Origin of the sequence: Phascolarctobacterium faecium DSM 14760 (assembly GCF_003269275.1) — a bacterium.
GTDB lineage: Bacteria > Bacillota > Negativicutes > Acidaminococcales > Acidaminococcaceae > Phascolarctobacterium > Phascolarctobacterium faecium.
On the sequence record NZ_QLTS01000001.1, the window covers coordinates 598805 to 616044 of the forward strand.

The 17240-nt window shown below is 44.2% G+C and carries 32 protein-coding genes; all 32 read right to left on the reverse strand.

Going from position 1 to position 17240, the window contains the following annotated elements; genetic code table 11:
• Position 1: 1 nt before the first annotated feature.
• The 32 genes from C8D73_RS02865 to tuf all read right to left on the reverse strand — a co-directional run bounded on the left by C8D73_RS02865 (position 2) and on the right by tuf (position 17240).
• Positions 2–1378, reverse strand: a complete 1377-nt coding sequence (locus tag C8D73_RS02865; RefSeq protein WP_113077249.1) for an MATE family efflux transporter — start codon at positions 1376–1378, stop codon at positions 2–4.
• 166 nt (positions 1379–1544) lie between these two features.
• Positions 1545–1883, reverse strand: coding sequence for a 50S ribosomal protein L17 (gene rplQ, locus C8D73_RS02870; protein ID WP_021718942.1), 339 nt, complete (start codon positions 1881–1883; stop codon positions 1545–1547).
• Positions 1884–1901: 18 nt separating this feature from the next.
• On the reverse strand, positions 1902–2870 hold the full coding sequence (locus C8D73_RS02875; RefSeq protein WP_113077250.1) for a DNA-directed RNA polymerase subunit alpha: 969 nt from the start codon (positions 2868–2870) through the stop codon (positions 1902–1904).
• A gap of 68 nt (positions 2871–2938) precedes the next feature.
• Positions 2939–3565: a 30S ribosomal protein S4 gene (gene rpsD, locus C8D73_RS02880; protein ID WP_021718944.1), complete on the reverse strand. Its 627-nt coding sequence runs from the start codon at positions 3563–3565 to the stop codon at positions 2939–2941.
• Positions 3566–3588: 23 nt separating this feature from the next.
• Positions 3589–3981: a 30S ribosomal protein S11 gene (gene rpsK / locus C8D73_RS02885; RefSeq protein ID WP_021718945.1), complete on the reverse strand. Its 393-nt coding sequence runs from the start codon at positions 3979–3981 to the stop codon at positions 3589–3591.
• Between the two features lie 22 nt (positions 3982–4003).
• Complete coding sequence (gene rpsM / locus C8D73_RS02890; protein WP_021718946.1) at positions 4004–4372, reverse strand: 30S ribosomal protein S13; 369 nt, start codon at positions 4370–4372, stop codon at positions 4004–4006.
• An 18-nt stretch (positions 4373–4390) separates the two neighbouring features.
• Entirely contained in the window at positions 4391–4504 is a 114-nt protein-coding gene (gene rpmJ / locus C8D73_RS02895; RefSeq protein WP_004092858.1) for a 50S ribosomal protein L36, read from the reverse strand.
• Between the two features lie 29 nt (positions 4505–4533).
• Complete coding sequence (gene infA / locus C8D73_RS02900; protein WP_021718947.1) at positions 4534–4752, reverse strand: translation initiation factor IF-1; 219 nt, start codon at positions 4750–4752, stop codon at positions 4534–4536.
• A gap of 14 nt (positions 4753–4766) precedes the next feature.
• Positions 4767–5417 carry an adenylate kinase gene (locus tag C8D73_RS02905; protein WP_021718948.1) on the reverse strand — a complete coding sequence of 217 codons (651 nt, stop codon included), beginning with the start codon at positions 5415–5417 and terminating at the stop codon, positions 4767–4769.
• A gap of 13 nt (positions 5418–5430) precedes the next feature.
• A complete protein-coding gene (gene secY, locus C8D73_RS02910) occupies positions 5431–6687 on the reverse strand; it encodes a preprotein translocase subunit SecY (protein ID WP_113077251.1) in 1257 nt (418 codons plus the stop codon).
• Positions 6688–7128 carry a 50S ribosomal protein L15 gene (rplO, locus tag C8D73_RS02915; protein ID WP_021718950.1) on the reverse strand — a complete coding sequence of 147 codons (441 nt, stop codon included), beginning with the start codon at positions 7126–7128 and terminating at the stop codon, positions 6688–6690.
• Between the two features lie 20 nt (positions 7129–7148).
• A complete protein-coding gene (gene rpmD / locus C8D73_RS02920; protein WP_021718951.1) occupies positions 7149–7334 on the reverse strand; it encodes a 50S ribosomal protein L30 in 186 nt (61 codons plus the stop codon).
• Between the two features lie 12 nt (positions 7335–7346).
• Positions 7347–7847 (reverse strand): 30S ribosomal protein S5, encoded by a 501-nt coding sequence (gene rpsE / locus C8D73_RS02925; protein WP_021718952.1) that lies wholly within the window; start codon positions 7845–7847, stop codon positions 7347–7349.
• 17 nt (positions 7848–7864) lie between these two features.
• Entirely contained in the window at positions 7865–8227 is a 363-nt protein-coding gene (gene rplR / locus C8D73_RS02930; protein ID WP_021718953.1) for a 50S ribosomal protein L18, read from the reverse strand.
• 25 nt (positions 8228–8252) lie between these two features.
• Complete coding sequence (gene rplF, locus C8D73_RS02935; protein WP_021718954.1) at positions 8253–8801, reverse strand: 50S ribosomal protein L6; 549 nt, start codon at positions 8799–8801, stop codon at positions 8253–8255.
• A 27-nt stretch (positions 8802–8828) separates the two neighbouring features.
• The gene (rpsH, locus tag C8D73_RS02940) at positions 8829–9227 is read right to left on the reverse strand and encodes a 30S ribosomal protein S8 (RefSeq protein WP_021718955.1); all 399 of its coding nucleotides are present in this window, start codon (positions 9225–9227) and stop codon (positions 8829–8831) included.
• A 31-nt stretch (positions 9228–9258) separates the two neighbouring features.
• Positions 9259–9444: a type Z 30S ribosomal protein S14 gene (locus C8D73_RS02945; RefSeq protein WP_044492131.1), complete on the reverse strand. Its 186-nt coding sequence runs from the start codon at positions 9442–9444 to the stop codon at positions 9259–9261.
• Between the two features lie 16 nt (positions 9445–9460).
• Positions 9461–10006 carry a 50S ribosomal protein L5 gene (gene rplE, locus C8D73_RS02950; protein WP_021718956.1) on the reverse strand — a complete coding sequence of 182 codons (546 nt, stop codon included), beginning with the start codon at positions 10004–10006 and terminating at the stop codon, positions 9461–9463.
• Positions 10007–10032: 26 nt separating this feature from the next.
• On the reverse strand, positions 10033–10362 hold the full coding sequence (gene rplX / locus C8D73_RS02955; protein ID WP_021718957.1) for a 50S ribosomal protein L24: 330 nt from the start codon (positions 10360–10362) through the stop codon (positions 10033–10035).
• A 36-nt stretch (positions 10363–10398) separates the two neighbouring features.
• Positions 10399–10767, reverse strand: a complete 369-nt coding sequence (gene rplN / locus C8D73_RS02960; RefSeq protein WP_021718958.1) for a 50S ribosomal protein L14 — start codon at positions 10765–10767, stop codon at positions 10399–10401.
• 40 nt (positions 10768–10807) lie between these two features.
• Complete coding sequence (rpsQ, locus tag C8D73_RS02965; RefSeq protein ID WP_021718959.1) at positions 10808–11068, reverse strand: 30S ribosomal protein S17; 261 nt, start codon at positions 11066–11068, stop codon at positions 10808–10810.
• A gap of 34 nt (positions 11069–11102) precedes the next feature.
• Positions 11103–11297: a 50S ribosomal protein L29 gene (gene rpmC / locus C8D73_RS02970; protein WP_021718960.1), complete on the reverse strand. Its 195-nt coding sequence runs from the start codon at positions 11295–11297 to the stop codon at positions 11103–11105.
• A complete protein-coding gene (rplP, locus tag C8D73_RS02975; protein WP_021718961.1) occupies positions 11297–11749 on the reverse strand; it encodes a 50S ribosomal protein L16 in 453 nt (150 codons plus the stop codon). Before rplP ends, rpmC begins: the two co-directional genes overlap by 1 nt.
• 4 nt (positions 11750–11753) lie before the next feature.
• The gene (gene rpsC, locus C8D73_RS02980) at positions 11754–12422 is read right to left on the reverse strand and encodes a 30S ribosomal protein S3 (RefSeq protein WP_113077252.1); all 669 of its coding nucleotides are present in this window, start codon (positions 12420–12422) and stop codon (positions 11754–11756) included.
• Positions 12423–12449: 27 nt separating this feature from the next.
• Positions 12450–12782: a 50S ribosomal protein L22 gene (rplV, locus tag C8D73_RS02985; protein WP_021718963.1), complete on the reverse strand. Its 333-nt coding sequence runs from the start codon at positions 12780–12782 to the stop codon at positions 12450–12452.
• Positions 12783–12803: 21 nt separating this feature from the next.
• Positions 12804–13079, reverse strand: a complete 276-nt coding sequence (gene rpsS, locus C8D73_RS02990; protein ID WP_021718964.1) for a 30S ribosomal protein S19 — start codon at positions 13077–13079, stop codon at positions 12804–12806.
• A 30-nt stretch (positions 13080–13109) separates the two neighbouring features.
• A complete protein-coding gene (rplB, locus tag C8D73_RS02995; protein WP_021718965.1) occupies positions 13110–13940 on the reverse strand; it encodes a 50S ribosomal protein L2 in 831 nt (276 codons plus the stop codon).
• A 26-nt stretch (positions 13941–13966) separates the two neighbouring features.
• Positions 13967–14257, reverse strand: coding sequence for a 50S ribosomal protein L23 (gene rplW / locus C8D73_RS03000; protein WP_021718966.1), 291 nt, complete (start codon positions 14255–14257; stop codon positions 13967–13969).
• Positions 14257–14886, reverse strand: coding sequence for a 50S ribosomal protein L4 (gene rplD, locus C8D73_RS03005; protein ID WP_113077253.1), 630 nt, complete (start codon positions 14884–14886; stop codon positions 14257–14259). Before rplD ends, rplW begins: the two co-directional genes overlap by 1 nt.
• 32 nt (positions 14887–14918) lie before the next feature.
• Positions 14919–15560: a 50S ribosomal protein L3 gene (gene rplC / locus C8D73_RS03010; protein ID WP_113077254.1), complete on the reverse strand. Its 642-nt coding sequence runs from the start codon at positions 15558–15560 to the stop codon at positions 14919–14921.
• Between the two features lie 15 nt (positions 15561–15575).
• Positions 15576–15887 (reverse strand): 30S ribosomal protein S10, encoded by a 312-nt coding sequence (gene rpsJ, locus C8D73_RS03015; RefSeq protein ID WP_021718969.1) that lies wholly within the window; start codon positions 15885–15887, stop codon positions 15576–15578.
• 165 nt (positions 15888–16052) lie between these two features.
• Positions 16053–17240, reverse strand: coding sequence for an elongation factor Tu (tuf, locus tag C8D73_RS03020; RefSeq protein WP_113077255.1), 1188 nt, complete (start codon positions 17238–17240; stop codon positions 16053–16055).

Genomic DNA, 17240 nt, shown 5'->3' on the forward strand with positions numbered 1-17240 from the left:
ATTATTTATCAGCTTTCATCCAGCTGCGCATCAGCTGTACTTCACGCCAGCCTAAATATGCGGCCAGGACAGCAGCCGCAAAATCCGCTGTCATACCTGCATACATAACGCCGTTAATACCATAAAACAAAGGTAGTATGACAATCAGAGGCAGTAAAAAAATAATCTGCCTGGTCAGGGAAAGAATGATACCTTTAGTTGCTTTACCAATGGACGTAAAAAAATTGGAAGAAATCGGCTGGATACAATCTAAAAAGGTGAAGAACAAATAAATTCTGAAATATTCCTCCGCAAATTGATAATAAGCTTCTGATCCTTCACCGAAGAAACCAATGATCTGCCGCGGGAAAAGCTGAAAACAGGCAAAAGCAATAATGGATACTACCGTTCCTATCAGCAGCGTTAAGCGGTAAGTTTCTATAACACGTCCGTATTTTTTTGCGCCGTAATTAAAACTGACTATTGGCTGCAGCCCCTGTGACAACCCAATAATGATTGAAAAATAAATCATATTTACTTTCGTAATGATCCCTGAACAGGCCAGAGGTATCTCACTGCCGTATATTGAATCTGCGCCATAATGAGTCAAAGTATTGTTTAATGTTATTTGCACTACCATAATCGCAAATTGATTAAAACAGCTGGCAGCGCCAAGTGCCGAGATCAAACGGGAACGTTCCCAGTTCGGCAGCAAATCGTTTTTAGACAACGGCAAAGTCTTGAACTTTCTTAAATATCCAGCGACCATAAGCCCCGACACAACTTGCCCGATAACAGTTGCAGATGCTGAGCCGGCAATACCCCAATCCATTACAAAAACAAACAGCGGATTGAGAATCAGATTGATAAAAGCGCCGGTCAGCATACAAATCATTGAATACTTAGGACTGCCGTCAGCGCGCACTAAAGTGCTTCCCCCCGTCCCCAAAATCAAAAACGGGAAACCCAGACAATTGATTCCCGCAAAAATAAGCGCATACTTTAAAACAATATCTGTTGCGCCAAAAGCGATCATCAAAGGTTTTAAAAATACCAGTACAAATACCGCCAGCACCACACCACTGCCAACAAGCAGCGTTATGGCATTACCAATATATTTAGCCGCTTCCTCGCGTTTACCTGCCCCAAGTTTCAAATTGAAATTAGACGCACCGCCAACGCCAAAAAGCAGCCCTAACGCAGTACATACCGTAGTTAACGGCAAAGCGACATTAGTAGCCGCATTACCGTACATCCCAACGCTGCGCCCGATAAAAAACTGATCAACAATATTATATAAGGCTCCTACCAGCATAGCTATAATACTTGGTAAAGCAAAATCATGTAAAAGTCTGCTTATTTTTTCACTTCCAAGTGGATTTTCTTCATTTACCTTCATAAATTATTCCTCACATATTTCTAACTTTTTCTCATATAATTATTATACATCTTTTTTATCCTGTATTGCTAATGCCACTTGTGAATTAACTGTGTCCCTTTGGGAATTTCCCACTAACAATAATAAAAAAACCAGGAACAAAAGTTCCTGGTTTTCATGCTTATTCTTAAACAAGCTCGATAATTGCCATTTCAGCAGCGTCACCGCGACGAGGACCTACTCTGTAAATACGAGTAAAGCCGCCTTGTCTTTCTGCATATTTCGGAGCGATTTCATCAAAAAGCTTTCTGGTAGCTTCTTCATCGACGAGAACTGCAAGAACTTGACGACGGGCATGCAAGTCGCCTTGTTTTGCCAAAGTAATCAATTTGGCTACATGGCTGCTAACTTCCTTAGCTTTAGTCACAGTAGTTTCAATTCTCTCGTGTTTGATGAAGGAGCTCAAAATGCTGCGAAACAAAGCTTTACGGTTGCTGGAATTACGGCCCAGTTTTCTGTATGCCATTCGTTTCCGACCCCCTTCTTATTCTTCGTCACTATTGCGTAAAGCCAGTCCCAAATCGGCTAATTTTTTCTTAACCTCAACGAGGGATTTACGACCTAAGTTACGTACTTTCATCATGTCTTCTTCGGTCTTTTGAACCAGTTCATCAACAGTATTGATGCCTGCACGTCTCAAGCAGTTGTTGGAACGTACGGACAAATCAAGATCGTCGATGGAAACGGAACCAGGACCTGCTTGGACAGGCTCCTCGACCGGAGCGGTCTCAGAACTGCCAACTACGGTGACCATACTGCTGGAAGCAGCGGTACCGGTTTGGAACAACTTCAGGTAATCAATCATGATACTGGATGCCATGCTGATTGCTTCGTCCGGCTCAACGCTTCCGTCTGTCCAAACTTCCAAAGTCAGCTTGTCATAATTGGTAACGTTACCAACACGAGTATCGGTAACGCCAAATTTTACTCTCGTAATCGGAGAATAAATGGAATCCACAGGAATCATACCAATCGGTTGATCAGGGCGTTTGTTCTTATCAGCAGGAACATAGCCCAGCCCCTTGTCGATGGCAATCTCCATATTGAGTTTCGCATCTTTGTCCAAGGTAGCAATATGCAGCTCAGGATTCAAAATCTCTACGTCGGCATCAACAAGGATGTCTGCTGCAGTAACTTCTTGCTCACCGCTGCATTCGATACGTAAAGTTTTTGGTTCTTCACTGCTCACTTTAAGGCAAAGAGCCTTGATGTTGAGGATAATATCCGCAACATCTTCTCTTACGCCTGGAATTGTAGAGAATTCGTGCAGCACGCCGTCAATTTTAACAGCTGTAACCGCAGCACCGGGTAAAGAAGAAAGCAATACTCTGCGAAGGCTGTTGCCCAGCGTGATACCGTATCCTCTTTCCAACGGTTCCCATACAAATTTGCCATAACGGCCGTCATCGCTGATCTCAGCGGTGACCATTTTAGGTTTTTCTATTTCGATCATGCGGAAAGCCTCCTTCTCGTGCGTATTACCACAATACGCCTAATGTTGGGTGGCAGATGTTCAACTAATTATTTAGAGTACAACTCAACGATGAGATGTTCTTCGATAGGAACATCGATTTCCTCACGGGTCGGGAAACGATCAACTTTACCGCTCAAGCTTTGAGCATCGAGAACGAGCCAAGCAGGAGTAGTTTTGGAAGCCAGGGTTTCAGCCATACCTTTGAAGTATTCTTTACCACGGCTGTTTTCCATAACGCTGATAACGTCGCCGGCTTTTACCAAAGCGGAAGCGATATCAAGACGTTTGCCGTTAACAGCGATATGACCATGAGTTACCAATTGACGAGCTTGGCTGCGGCTATCGGCCAGGCCAAGACGGTAAACTACATTGTCCATTCTTCTTTCCAGAAGAACGAGCAGGTTTTCACCTGTAATACCTTTTTGTTTTTCGGCTTTAACGAAGGTATTATGGAATTGACGTTCTAACATACCGTAAATACGGCGTGCTTTTTGTTTTTCACGTAACTGAATACCGTACTCAGATACTTTTTTGCGTGCTTGACCATGCTGACCAGGAGCATAGGAGCGAACAGCAAAAGCGCATTTGTCGCTGTAGCATCTGTCACCTTTAAGAAACAGTTTTGCGCCTTCACGACGGCATTGACGGCATACAGCCTCAGTATATCTTGCCATTTAGCGGGTACACCTCCAATAAATTAAACTCTTCTACGTTTCGGCGGACGGCAGCCGTTGTGAGGAATCGGAGTAACGTCTTTAATGGAGTTAACTTCGAGACCTGCAGCCTGAAGAGCACGAATAGCTGCTTCACGACCAGCGCCGGGGCCTTTAACGAATACTTCAACTTGTTTCAAGCCATGTTCCATTGCAGCTTTAGTTGCTTCTTCAGCAGCCATCTGAGCAGCAAACGGAGTGCTTTTACGGGAACCGCGGAAGCCTAAGCCGCCGGCAGATGCCCAGCTGAGTACATTACCGTTCATATCGGCAATAGTAACGATAGTATTATTGAAAGTGGAACGAATATGAGCTACGCCACTTTCGATATTTTTACTTACTTTCTTTTTGTTGCGAACAACTTTTTTACCAGCCACTCGTTTATCCCTCCCTCACTGATTATTTCTTCTTACCTGCAATAGTACGTTTCGGACCTTTGCGAGTACGAGCATTGTTTTTGGTATTTTGACCACGAACGGGCAAGCCCATACGATGTCTGCGGCCGCGATAGCTACCAATTTCAATCAGGCGTTTTATATTGAGGGATTCCTCACGGCGGAGGTCACCTTCTACTTTATAATCACCATCGATAGTTTCACGAAGTTTTGCAACTTCTTCCTCTGTCAGATCGCGAACGCGGGTATCAGGGTTGATACCGGTTTTGCTCAGGATCTCACGAGACAGGGTAAGACCGATGCCATAAATGTACGGCAGTGCGTATTCAATACGTTTGTCTCTAGGTAAATCGACACCAGCAATACGTGCCATTAACGCTGCACCTCCTTCTTAGCCTTGTTTTTGTTTATGTTTCGGGTTTTCGCAAATTACCATTACATGGCCTTTGCGTTTAATGACTTTGCATTTTTCACATATTGGTTTAACAGACGGTCTGACTTTCATATTTTAAACCTCCTCTTGCCTGTCTTTGGTTATTTGAACCGATAAGTAATTCTTCCACGACTTAAATCGTACGGAGTAAGCTCGACAGTAACCCTATCGCCAGGCAAAATTTTGATGAAGTTCATACGTATCTTACCGGATATGTGTGCCAGAATCACATGACCGTTTTCCAATTTAACTTGGAACATGGCGTTCGGTAGGGATTCTAAGATTGTGCCTTCAACTTCAATTACGTCTTGTTTGGACACAGCGTTTTACCTCCTTACTTCAGCGCCCCGAGACTAGCTTTAACATCAGCGTAAACTTTGCCGATTTCCTGCAGGCCATCGATTTCATGATATACGCCTTGTTTTTTGTAGTACTCGATCAACGGTTCCGTTTGCGAATGATATGCATGCAAACGATTTTTTACAGTTTCTTCTTTATCGTCGTCACGTTGATACAACGCGCCGCCGCATTTATCGCACATACCTTCCACCTTACTGGGATTGTATTCTACATGATATGTAGCGCCGCAGGCCTTGCAGATACGTCTGCCGGTGACCCTGCCTACAAGCTCAGCGTCAGGAACTACGATATTAACCACACCGGTCAATTTAATGCCCAGATCAGTTAAAATGCCGTCGAGGGCAACAGCCTGCTCTTCGGTTCTTGGAAATCCATCCAAGATAAAGCCATTGGCACATTCAGGTTTGGCTAAGCCTTCCCGAACAATACCGATGGTAACGACGTCGGGCACGAGGCCGCCGGCGTCCATGTATCTTTTTGCCTCTTTACCTAATTCTGTGCCTTGCTTAACAGCTGCACGGAACATATCACCAGTAGAGATATGCGGAATTTTGTATTCAGCAATGAGTTTTTCTGCTTGAGTGCCTTTACCGGCACCCGGAGGTCCCATCAAAAGAATATACATTCTAATCTTCCTCCTATTTCATAAAGCCCTGGTAATGACGCATCAAAACCAAAGACTCTACTTGTTTCATTGTATCCAATGCAACACCGACTACGATCAAAAGGGCCGTACCACCGAAATAGATACCCTCTATACCGGTGATCCAACCAACAACATTCGGCATCAGAGCAATCAATGCGAGAAAGATTGCGCCGGCCAGAGTGATTCTGGACATGATTTTATCCAAGTAATCAGTTGTCGGTTTGCCAGGACGCAGTCCGGGAATAAAACCGCCATATTTTTTGATATTATCCGACATTTCAGCTATATTCACGCTTACTGCGGTATAGAAGTAAGTGAAGAATAAAATCATCAATACATACAAAGTAGTTTGAAGAGGAGTACCCCATGCAAACCAGCCTGCAACAGTTTTTACCCAAGGAATGTCTACAAACTGGCCAATCGTAACCGGAAACATCAGCACGGAGGATGCAAAGATGATCGGAATTACGCCTGCCTGGTTGACCTTTAAAGGAATGTAGCTGGTGTGACCACCGTACATTTTACGGCCAACAACACGTTTTGCATATTGAACCGGGATTTTGCGAATACCTTGAGAGATCGCTACAACAAAGACAATCATCGCCAAAGCTATCACCGCGAACAAAATCACGTTCAGAATGTTAACCGTGCCGGCTTGCAGATATTGGAAAATAACATGCATTCCATCAGGAAGTCTGGAAACGATACCAGCAAAGATGATCAGTGAGATACCGTTACCAATACCTTTAGACGTAATCTGTTCACCGATCCACATCAAAAATACCGTACCAGCAGTTAAACTGATCGCAATCAACAGAATCGACATGATTCCGGGGTTATTGATTGCTGATCTCAGACCATAAGCCATACCTAAAGCCTGGATAAAACCAAGCAGAACTGTACCGCCGCGAGTCAGCTGAGTAACCTTTTTCTGACCTTCCACACCTTCTTTGGACCATTGTTCTAATGTAGGAACAACGACCTTTAATAATTGAAGGATAATGGACGCATTGATATATGGAGTAATACTCATAGCAAAAATTGAGAATTTGCTCAAGGCGCCGCCGGAGAACATATCAAGCAGGCCAAACAAATTACCGCTTTGGAAAAGCTGCTCGATCATGGCTACGTTAACGCCAGGAACAGGGATATGTGTTCCAGCCCGAAAAACGATGAACATGGCGAGAGTAAATACAACTTTTTGCCTGAGTTCCGTAATTCTGAAAATATTAGCGAGGGCTGCGAACACTTAGATCACCTCTACTTTTCCGCCGGCAGCAATAATTTTTTCTTCAGCAGATTTGCTGAAACCCATAGCTTGAACCGTGAGCTTTTTAGTAAGCTCGCCGTTGCCGAGGATACGAACACCATCACGAATGTTTTTGATCATTCCGTGTTCGATCAGCATTACAGGTTCAACTACTGTGCCGTCTTCAAAGCAATTGAGACTACCAACATTGATTTCGACATAATTCATGCCAAATCTATTATAGAATCCACGTTTAGGCAAACGCAGATACAAAGGTTTTTGACCACCTTCAAAACCAGGACGTTTTACGCCGCCGGAGCGGGATTTTTGTCCTTTTTGACCTTTGCCAGATGTTTTACCAAGTCCGGAACCGAGACCACGGCCAACGCGAACGGAGGCTCTTTTAGATCCCGGAGCGGGAGATAATTCATGCAAATTCATCTGTAGCACACCTCCTTGTTTTAAGCTTCAACTTTTTCAACTTTCACAAGATGTTCAACTTTGTGAATCATACCGCGAATAGTCGGGGTGTCGTTTTTAACAACAGTAGAATTGATTTTTCCTAAGCCCAGAGCCTTTACGGTTGCGCGTTGATCCTGCGGGTAACCGATCAAGCTACGGGTCAGCGTGATTTTAACTTGTTCCATCATGCTACCTCCTTAGCCAAGTAATTCTTGTACGGTTTTTCCGCGCAGAGCTGCAACAGCTTCAGCACTTTTCAGGGATTTTAAACCTTCCAAAGTTGCACGAACAACATTGTTAGGGTTATTAGAACCTTGACATTTGGTCAAGATATCACGTACGCCTGCCAATTCAAGTACGGCACGAACAGGGCCGCCGGCAATAACGCCGGTACCTTCTGCAGCCGGTTTCAAGAACACACGGCCTGCGCCGAACACACCAATGATTTCATGAGGAATGGAAGTGCCAACCATAGGAACAGTAATCAGGTTCTTTTTAGCATCTTCAACGCCTTTGCGGATAGCTTCCGGAACTTCGGCAGCTTTACCAAGGCCCATACCAACATGACCGTTTTCGTCACCAACTACAACGAGTGCGGAGAAGGAGAAACGACGTCCGCCTTTAACAACCTTTGCAACGCGGTTGATGAATACGACTTTCTCTTTTAAGTCGCTTTCTTGTTTTTCGAAATTCGCCACTTTTATTCCTCCTTCTATTAGAATTGCAGTCCAGCTTCACGAGCCGCGTCTGCCAGTGCAGCAACACGACCGGTGTACAGGTAACCGCCACGATCAAATACAACTTCTTTAATTCCTTTAGCCAAAGCTTTTTCAGCAATAGCCTTGCCAACTGCTTTAGCAGCTTCAGTATTGCCGCCGTAGTTAGCTTTCAAGTCTTTCTCAACAGTGCTGGCAGCAACAATCGTTTCGCCTGTTACATCGTTAATCACTTGTGCATAAATATTGGACAAGGAACGATATACATTCAAACGAGGTTTTTCTGCCGTACCGATAATATATTGACGAGAACGGAGATGACGTTTTTGACGTTTCTCATTTTTATCAACTCTGTTAAGCAAGAGTTTCACTCCCTTCTTTTAGAAATTACTTCTTGCCTTTAGCGCCAGCTTTACCCATCTTACGACGAACGTATTCGCCTTCATAACGAATACCTTTGCCTTTATAGGGTTCAGGCGGACGCAGAGTGCGGATTTCAGCTGCAACTGCGCCGACTTTTTCTTTGTCTGCGCCGCTGACAACGATTTTGTTAGGAGCCGGAACTTCAAAAGTAATACCTGCAGGCGGCTCTTTTACTACCGGATGAGAGAACCCGAGAGTAAAGTTGATGTTATTGCCTTGTTTAGCGGCACGATAGCCGACACCGGCAATTTCTAAAGATTTGCTGAAACCGGTGGTTACACCGACAACCATGTTGTTGATCAGAGTACGGGAAAGACCGTGCATGGAACGATGAGTTTTTTCATCACTCGGACGTTCAACAGTCAGTACGCCGTTTTCCAGAGTCAATTTCATATCTTTATTGATTTGGCGAGATAATTCGCCTTTGGGACCTTTAACGGTAACCAAATTATTTTCAATAGTAACTGTAACGTTAGCGGGTACAGTAATTGGTTGTTTACCAATTCTAGACACTTATGAGCACCTCCTATCTTTCAAGTATTACCAGACGTATGCCAGCACTTCTCCACCGAGACCAGCCTTACGGGCAGCTTTATCGGTCATCAGGCCTTGAGAAGTGGAGATCACTGCGATACCGAGACCACCGAGGACTCTGGGCAGCTGATCTTTTTGAGAGTATACTCTCAAGCCGGGCTTAGAAATACGTTTGATACCGGAAATAACTTTTTCCTTATTAGCACCGTATTTCAGGCTGACGCGGATAACATTTTGTTTGCTATCGGCAATTACTTCAAAATCTTTAATGAAACCTTCAGCTTTCAAAATCTCAGCAATAGCTACTTTGATTTTGGAGCCGGGGATTTCAACTTTATCGTGATGAACCGAGTTTGCGTTACGAATACGGGTAAGCATATCGGCAATCGGGTCAGTCATTACCATACTTAAATACCCTCCTTCCTAATTTGCTGTTTTACCAGCTAGCTTTGGTTACTCCCGGAATAGCGCCTTGGTAGCTGTATTCACGGAAGCAGATACGGCAGAGACCGAATTTACGCATATAGCCATGTGGTCTGCCGCAAACCTTGCAGCGATTATAACGGCGAACTTCAAATTTCGGCTCATTTTTCCATTTTTCAATCAGGGCTTTTTTAGCCAAGGTATTCCCTCCTCACTTATGCGCTGAACGGCATTCCGAGGAGTCTGAGTAATTCTCTGGCTTCCTCGTCAGTCTTAGCGGTAGTAACAATGATGATATCCATTCCACGGACTTTATCGATCTTATCATATTCAATTTCCGGGAAAATCAATTGTTCTTTCATGCCCAATGCGTAGTTGCCACGGCCGTCAAAAGCGGTGGGATTTACGCCGCGAAAATCGCGTACACGCGGAAGAGCAATGTTCATCAACTTATCAAGGAAGTAATACATGCGGTCACCGCGCAGGGTAACTTTGGTACCGATCGGCATCCCTTGACGCAATTTAAAAGCTGCAATGGATTTTTTAGCTTTAGTGATGACTGGTCTTTGACCAGCGATCAAAGTCAGATCTGCAACAGCAGAATCTAATGCCTTGCTGTTAGCTACAGCTTCACCGATACCCATATTGATGACAACTTTTTCGATTTTAGGGATTTCCATAACATTTTTATAGTTGAATTTATCCATCATGCCTTTAACAGCTTCGGACAAATACTTTTCTTGCAATCTTGTTTTTGCCATTCAAAATTTCCTCCTTTCCCGGAATCTTATTTATCAATTACTTCGCCGCATTTTTTGCAGGTTCTTACGAAGCTGCCGGAAACTGCGGTCTTTTTAATACGAGTAGCTTTTTTACAAGCCGGGCATACTAACATTACTTTGGAAGAAGCAATAGCAGCTTCTTTAGTAATGATGCCGCCTTGGGGATTAGCCTGAGACGGTTTTGTATGGCGTTTTACTTTATTTACGCCTTCAACGACTACTTTAGCTTTTTTAGGCAGAGCTTCAATGATCTTTCCTTCTTTGCCTTTATCTTTGCCGGACAAAACCAAAACGGTATCGCCTTTTTTTACATGCATTTTGATTGCTGCAGTCATTTCAGGAACACCTCCTTATGTGCATTATCAGATTTCTTACAGCACTTCCGGTGCCAGAGAAATGATTTTCATGAAATCTTTATCGCGAAGTTCACGAGCAACAGGCCCGAAAATACGGGTGCCGCGCGGGCTCTTATCATCTTTAATTACAACTGCTGCGTTTTCGTCGAAGCGGATATAAGAACCGTCCGGACGACGAACGCCCTTTGCAGAACGAACAACAACTGCTTTTACTACGTCACCTTTTTTTACAACGCCACCGGGTGATGCATCTTTAACAGCGCATACGATAACGTCACCAATGTTAGCATATTTACGGTAAGAACCGCCCAATACGCGAATGCACATAACTTTCTTAGCGCCAGTATTGTCACCAACATTAAGAATGGTTTGTTGTTGTATCATGGTTTTCCCTCCCTTGCCAATTTATCCGATCGGCAATATCTTATTTTGCACGCTCTAAAATTTCAATAACACGCCAGCATTTATCTTTGGAAAGCGGACGAGTTTGCATAATTTGAACTACGTCGCCAATATGCGCTTCGTTATTTTCATCATGAGCTTTGAATTTGATAGTATGTTTTACACCTTTTTTGTAAAGCGGATGTTGAACAAAACGCTCAATAGCAACTACAACAGTTTTCTGCATTTTGTCGCTTACTACTTTACCGATACGGGTAACACGTGCGTTTCTTTCTTCGGTCACGACTGTTTCCTCCTTCTTCATACTTCAAACACACTCAGGCATTTAACTCGCGTTGACGCTGAATGGTCTTGATGCGGGCAATAGACTTTTTGACTTCGCGAATTTTCATCGGATTCTCACATTGTCCGGTTGCCATTTGAAAACGCAGGTTGAAGAGTTCTTCTTTCAAACCAGCCAATTTGCTGTCTAACTCGGAAGCAGACATTTCACGAATTTCTGTTGTTTTCATTAAGCTTCACCACCCTTTTCTTGTGCGGCAGCTTCGGCTTCTTGCTGTGCGCGGGTCACAAATTTACATTTAATAGGCAATTTGTGGCTAGCAAGACGCATAGCTTCTTTAGCGATCTCTTCGCTAACTCCGTTCATTTCGAACATAACACGACCGGGTTTAACTACTGCTACCCAATATTCAGGTGAACCTTTACCACTACCCATACGAGTTTCAGCCGGTTTTGCAGTGATCGGTTTGTCCGGGAAAATTTGAATCCATACTTGACCGCCACGTTTAATATAACGTGTCATTGCGATACGAGCTGCTTCGATTTGACGATTGGTGATCCATGCGGGTTCCAATGCTACCAAGCCATACTCGCCATGAGCGATTTTGTTACCGCGCATTGCACGACCAGTCATACGGCCTCTATGTTGTTTACGATGTTTAACTCTCTTCGGTAATAACATTAGTTTATGCCTCCTTCACCGGAGCAGCTTGCGCTACTTCTTTGCTTTCAGGAAGGACTTCACCTTTGTAAATCCATACCTTTACGCCGATACGGCCATAAGTGGTATGAGCTTCTGCTGTGCCATAATCAATATCAGCACGCAGAGTATGCAGAGGAATGCTGCCTTCACGATAGCTTTTGCTGCGAGCGATTTCAGCACCGCCCAGACGACCGCCAACCTGAACTTTAATACCTTTAGCGCCCATGCGCATGGTACGGCCAACACATTGTTTCATTGCACGGCGGAAAGCGATACGGCGTTCCAATTGAGATGCAATGTTCTCTGCAACCAAAGTTGCGTCCATATCCGGGGTTTTTACCTCAACGATGTTGATATCAATTACGCTGTCGGTCATTTTTTTCAAGTCGTTTTTCAGCAATTCAATGTTGCTGCCCTGACGACCGATTACCATACCAGGTTTAGCAGTATGGATAGAGATGCGGGCTCTATTCGAAGCGCGTTCGATTTCTACTTTAGAGATACCGGACAAGAACAGTTTTTCTTTAATGAATTCACGAATTTTAATATCTTCTAATAAGAATTTCTCATAGTCTTTGTCAGCATACCATTTGGAATCCCAATCTTTGATAATACCTACGCGGAGACCATGCGGATTAACTTTTTGACCCACTATCTTTTCCCTCCTTTTTCCGGGATATTATTTTTCTTTAACAGCAACTGTTACGTGGCTAGAACGTTTTAAGATTTTGAACGCTTGCCCACGGGAACGCGGATGGATTCTTTTCATGGTCGGACCTTGATCTATAAAGCAGGAAGATACGATCAGATTATCCACATTCATATCATAGTTATGTTCAGCGTTTGCAACTGCACTGCGCAGTACTTTTTCGATAACCTCAGAACCAACCTTAGGGGTATGTTTGAGGATCGCGAATGCTTCACCCACAGCTTTGCCGCGGATAAGATCAATCACGATACGCAACTTGCGCGGCGCGATGCGAACATATCTTGCAATAGCTTTTGCTTCCATGTTATTTTGCCCCCTTTCCCCTTATTTTAAAGATGTACTCTTATCGGCATGGCCTTTATAAGTACGCGTAGGAGCAAATTCTCCTAGTTTGTGGCCTACCATATCTTCAGTGATAAATACAGGCACATGTTTACGTCCATCATGAACAGCAATAGTATGGCCCAAGAAATCCGGAAGAATAGTGGAGCTGCGAGACCATGTTTTTACGACTTTTTTATCGTTAGAAGCGTTCAACGCTTCAATCTTCTTTTGAAGACTTGCATGGACATACGGTCCTTTTTTGATTGATCTGGACACTAGGTTAGCCTCCTTTCTCTATCCTTATAATTATTTCGTTCTACGTTTTACGATTAATTTGCTAGAAGCTTTTTTCTCTTTGCGGGTACGAGTACCAAATGCACATTTACCCCAAGGAGTAACAGGACGTTTACGGCCAACAGGAGAATGACCTTCACCACCACCATGCGGATGGTCATTCGGGTTCATTACAACACCGCGGTTAGCCGGGCGAATACCGAGCCAACGAGAACGGCCTGCTTTACCGATGCAGATATTTTCAGCGTCGATATTGCCAACTTGTCCAATAGTGGCGCGGCAGTTGATATGCACTTTACGGATCTCACCGGAAGGGAGACGAAGCAGAGCATAATCGCCTTCTTTAGCCATCAACTGAGCAGAAGTACCAGCACCGCGGGCAATTTGACCGCCTTTGCCAATTTTAAGCTCAACATTGTGAACCATAGTACCAAGCGGCATATTTTTCAAAGGCAGGCAGTTGCCGATTTTGATATCAGCATCAGGTCCGCTTTCGATAACATCGCCTACTTTAAGGTCTAAAGGAGCGAGGATATAACGTTTTTCGCCATCAGCATAGTTTACTAAAGCGATACGTGCATTACGGTTAGGATCGTATTCGATGGTAGCAACACGAGCCGGAACACCGTCTTTATTGCGTTTAAAATCGATGATACGATATTGTCTTTTATTACCGCCACCTTGATGACGAACAGTCATTTTGCCGGTGTTATTACGACCTGCATGTTTTTGCAGTTTTTCAACCAGCGGACGGTAAGGCTTATCAGTTGTAATCTCTTCGAAGGTAGACACTGTAATGAAGCGCCTCGAAGGAGAATACGGATTAAAGCTTTTAATAGCCATTTAATTTGCCTCCTTATTACGTCAAATTACATTCCTTCGAAAAGGGGAATCGTATTGCCTTCAGCAAGTTTCACGATTGCTTTCTTATAATCGGAACGTTTGCCAACGTATTTACCCATTCGTTTGGTTTTGCCAAATACGCGTACAGTATTTACGTTTAACACTTTTACTTTGAAAATTTGTTCAACTGCCTGGCGGATTTCCACTTTGTTGGCAGTCAAAGGAACTTGGAAAGTGTATTTGTTGTCTTGAAGCATTACGGAAGTTTTTTCAGTAATGATCGGACGGAGTAAAATATCGCGAGGGTTAGCAGCCATTATGCGAGCACCTCCTCAATTTTAGCTACAGCGTCTTTTGCTAAGAACACTTTATTGTTATGAAGCAGATCAAAGCAGTTCAGGCAACCGTTGGAAAGTGCAGTGACTTTCGGAATGTTGCGTGAAGACAGCTCAACATTTTCATTAGAACCGTCAGTGATGAGTAAAGCCTTTTTATCAGCTGCATCAAAAGCAGACAGCATAGTTACAACATTTTTAGTTTTAGGAGCATCAAAGCTCAAGCCCTCAACAACGATAAGTTCACCGGCAGCAACTTTTGCAGACAATGCACAACGAATTGCCAAACGACGAGCTTTACGGGGCATTTTTTTCGCATAACTGCGAGGTTGGGGACCAAAAGTGGTACCACCACCTACCCAAATCGGAGAACGGGTAGAACCGCTGCGAGCGCGGCCGGTGCCTTTTTGTCTCCACGGTTTACGACCGCCGCCGCGAACCATACCGCGGGTTTTGGTAGCAGAAGTGCCTTGACGTTCAGCAGCCTGTTGCATAACAATTGCTTGATGTACAACAGCTTCATTAAATTCAACGCCAAACACGAGATCATTCAATTCTATTTCTTCACCGGTAGCTTGACCGGAGATGTTATATACTGATAACTTCGGCATTAGAAGCATCCTCCTTTCTTTCGCTTACGCTCTTATTTATTAGGTTTTACTGTTTCTTTGATTACAACAAAAGAACCAGCGGCACCAGGAATGGAGCCTTTGACCAAAATAAGATTACGTTCAACATCAACTTTAGCAACAGTCAAACGTTGAACAGTTACTTGTGCATTACCCATACGGCCAGGCAATTTTTTGCCTTTGATAACTCTACCGCCAGGACCGGAATGCATAGGACCCATGGAACCAGGTTCACGATGGGATTTGGAACCGTGCTTCATAGGACCACGAGCGAAATTGTGGCGCTTAATAGTGCCTGCAAAGCCTTTACCGCGGGAAATACCGGTTGCATCAATCAGTTCTCCAGCAGCAAAAATGTCAGCAGTGATTTGTTGGCCGACTGTATATTCAGAAGGAGCAGACAACCGCAATTCTTTGACAAATTTAACCGGAGTTACGCCGGCTTTGTCAAAATGGCCTTTCATTGGTCTGGTCATATGTTTTTCTTTAACTTCACCAAAGCCAAGTTGAACAGCATTATAACCGTCTGTTTCTTCGGTTTTATTTTGAACAACAACACAAGGTCCTGCTTCTACAACAGTAACAGGGATCAATCTGCCGTCAGCTTCAAAAATTTGGGTCATACCAATTTTCTTGCCTAAGATTCCTTTAGCCATTATTGCACCTCCTCCTTACAGTTTAATCTCGATATCTACGCCGGCAGGAAGGTCAAGACGCATCAACGCATCAACGGTCTTCGCAGTCGGTTCCAGAATGTCTACAAGTCTTTTGTGGGTACGCATCTCGAATTGTTCACGAGAATCCTTGTTTACATGAGGGGAACGCAGAATCGTATAGATATTTTTTTCAGTAGGAAGCGGAATAGGGCCGGAAACCTGAGCTCCGGTACGTTTCGCAGTTTCTACAATTTTTGCAGCACTTTGATCAAGCGCTTTGTGATCATACGCTTTTAAGCGTATTCTGATTTTCTGTGATTTTGACATTAAATTTTTTCCTCCTAATCGCCCAGTTTCTAAGAACGGACATACTCCGTGAAAATCTCCCTGTCTAGCAGGCAAGCAACCTCTCACATCATCGCAGGGCCATGCAAATAAACATAAGTAAATGAGGGGCTTTTATTAGCCCCTCATTCGGGATCTAATTAAAGATTATTCGTTGATAGCAGCAACAACGCCAGCGCCAACAGTACGGCCGCCTTCGCGAATTGCAAAACGCAGACCAGGCTCGATTGCGATCGGAGTGATCAGCTCTACGTCCATGGTTACGTTATCGCCAGGCATTACCATCTCAATACCTTCCGGTAATTCAGTTACGCCGGTTACGTCTGTTGTTCTGAAATAGAACTGCGGACGATAGCCGTTGAAGAACGGTGTATGACGGCCGCCTTCTTCTTTCGTCAGTACATATACTTCTGCTTTGAATTTTGTGTGCGGATGGATGCTGCCGGGTTTTGCAAGTACTTGACCGCGTTCGATATCTTTACGGTCTACACCACGCAGCAGGCAGCCGATGTTGTCTCCTGCTACTGCTTCGTCCAGTAATTTACGGAACATTTCTACGCCCGTTACTACTGTTGCTTTTTTCTCTTCTGTCATTCCTACGATCTCAATATTGTCGCCTACTTTGATGATACCACGTTCTACACGGCCTGTTGCTACTGTGCCACGGCCGGTAATTGTGAATACGTCTTCTACAGGCATCAGGAACGGTTTGTCAGTTGCGCGTTCCGGAATAGGAATGTATGCGTCTACTGCGTCCATCAGTTCCATGATTTTTGCTTCGTATGCTGCGTCGCCTTCAAGTGCTTTCAGTGCAGACCCTACTACTACAGGAATGTCGTCGCCGGGGAAGTCGTAGCTGGAGAGCAGTTCACGTACTTCCATTTCTACTAATTCGATCAGTTCCGGATCGTCTACCATATCTGCTTTATTCAGGAACACTACCATTGCAGGTACGCCTACTTGACGAGCAAGAAGGATGTGCTCACGAGTTTGCGGCATCGGGCCGTCTGCTGCGGATACTACGAGGATCGCTCCGTCCATTTGTGCTGCGCCGGTGATCATGTTTTTTACATAGTCGGCATGGCCCGGGCAGTCTACGTGTGCATAGTGGCGGGTTGCTGTTTCATATTCTACGTGGGAAGTGTTGATGGTGATTCCGCGTTCTCTTTCTTCAGGTGCTTTATCGATCATGGAGTAATCCATGAATTCTGCGCCGCCTTTAGAAGCCAATACTTTGGTGATTGCTGCGGTCAGGGTTGTTTTACCATGGTCTACGTGACCGATGGTGCCGATATTAGCATGCGGTTTTGTTCTTTCATATTTTTGCTTTGCCAT

Coding starts and splice junctions, on each gene's coding strand:
- C8D73_RS02865 (WP_113077249.1), bottom strand. CDS start 1,378: ATGAAGGTAAATGAAGAAAATCCACTTGGAAGTGAAAAAATAAGCAGA.
- rplQ (WP_021718942.1), bottom strand. CDS start 1,883: ATGGCATACAGAAAACTGGGCCGTAATTCCAGCAACCGTAAAGCTTTG.
- C8D73_RS02875 (WP_113077250.1), bottom strand. CDS start 2,870: ATGATCGAAATAGAAAAACCTAAAATGGTCACCGCTGAGATCAGCGAT.
- rpsD (WP_021718944.1), bottom strand. CDS start 3,565: ATGGCAAGATATACTGAGGCTGTATGCCGTCAATGCCGTCGTGAAGGC.
- rpsM (WP_021718946.1), bottom strand. CDS start 4,372: ATGGCACGTATTGCTGGTGTCGATTTACCTAGAGACAAACGTATTGAA.
- rpmJ (WP_004092858.1), bottom strand. CDS start 4,504: ATGAAAGTCAGACCGTCTGTTAAACCAATATGTGAAAAATGCAAAGTC.
- C8D73_RS02905 (WP_021718948.1), bottom strand. CDS start 5,417: ATGTATATTCTTTTGATGGGACCTCCGGGTGCCGGTAAAGGCACTCAA.
- rplO (WP_021718950.1), bottom strand. CDS start 7,128: ATGAATTTGCATGAATTATCTCCCGCTCCGGGATCTAAAAGAGCCTCC.
- rpmD (WP_021718951.1), bottom strand. CDS start 7,334: ATGGAACAAGTTAAAATCACGCTGACCCGTAGCTTGATCGGTTACCCG.
- rpsH (WP_021718955.1), bottom strand. CDS start 9,227: ATGGTAATGACTGACCCGATTGCCGATATGCTTACCCGTATTCGTAAC.
- rplE (WP_021718956.1), bottom strand. CDS start 10,006: ATGGCAAAAACAAGATTGCAAGAAAAGTATTTGTCCGAAGCTGTTAAA.
- rplX (WP_021718957.1), bottom strand. CDS start 10,362: ATGACTGCAGCAATCAAAATGCATGTAAAAAAAGGCGATACCGTTTTG.
- rplN (WP_021718958.1), bottom strand. CDS start 10,767: ATGATACAACAACAAACCATTCTTAATGTTGGTGACAATACTGGCGCT.
- rpmC (WP_021718960.1), bottom strand. CDS start 11,297: ATGAAAACAACAGAAATTCGTGAAATGTCTGCTTCCGAGTTAGACAGC.
- rplP (WP_021718961.1), bottom strand. CDS start 11,749: ATGTTATTACCGAAGAGAGTTAAACATCGTAAACAACATAGAGGCCGT.
- rplV (WP_021718963.1), bottom strand. CDS start 12,782: ATGGAAGCAAAAGCTATTGCAAGATATGTTCGCATCGCGCCGCGCAAG.
- rplB (WP_021718965.1), bottom strand. CDS start 13,940: ATGGCTATTAAAAGCTTTAATCCGTATTCTCCTTCGAGGCGCTTCATT.
- rplW (WP_021718966.1), bottom strand. CDS start 14,257: ATGGCTGCTAACCCTCGCGATATTTTACTCCGTCCGATCATTACTGAA.
- rplD (WP_113077253.1), bottom strand. CDS start 14,886: ATGCCGAAGTTATCAGTATATAACATCTCCGGTCAAGCTACCGGTGAA.
- rplC (WP_113077254.1), bottom strand. CDS start 15,560: ATGGCTAAAGGAATCTTAGGCAAGAAAATTGGTATGACCCAAATTTTT.
- rpsJ (WP_021718969.1), bottom strand. CDS start 15,887: ATGTCAAAATCACAGAAAATCAGAATACGCTTAAAAGCGTATGATCAC.
- tuf (WP_113077255.1), bottom strand. CDS start 17,240: ATGGCAAAGCAAAAATATGAAAGAACAAAACCGCATGCTAATATCGGC.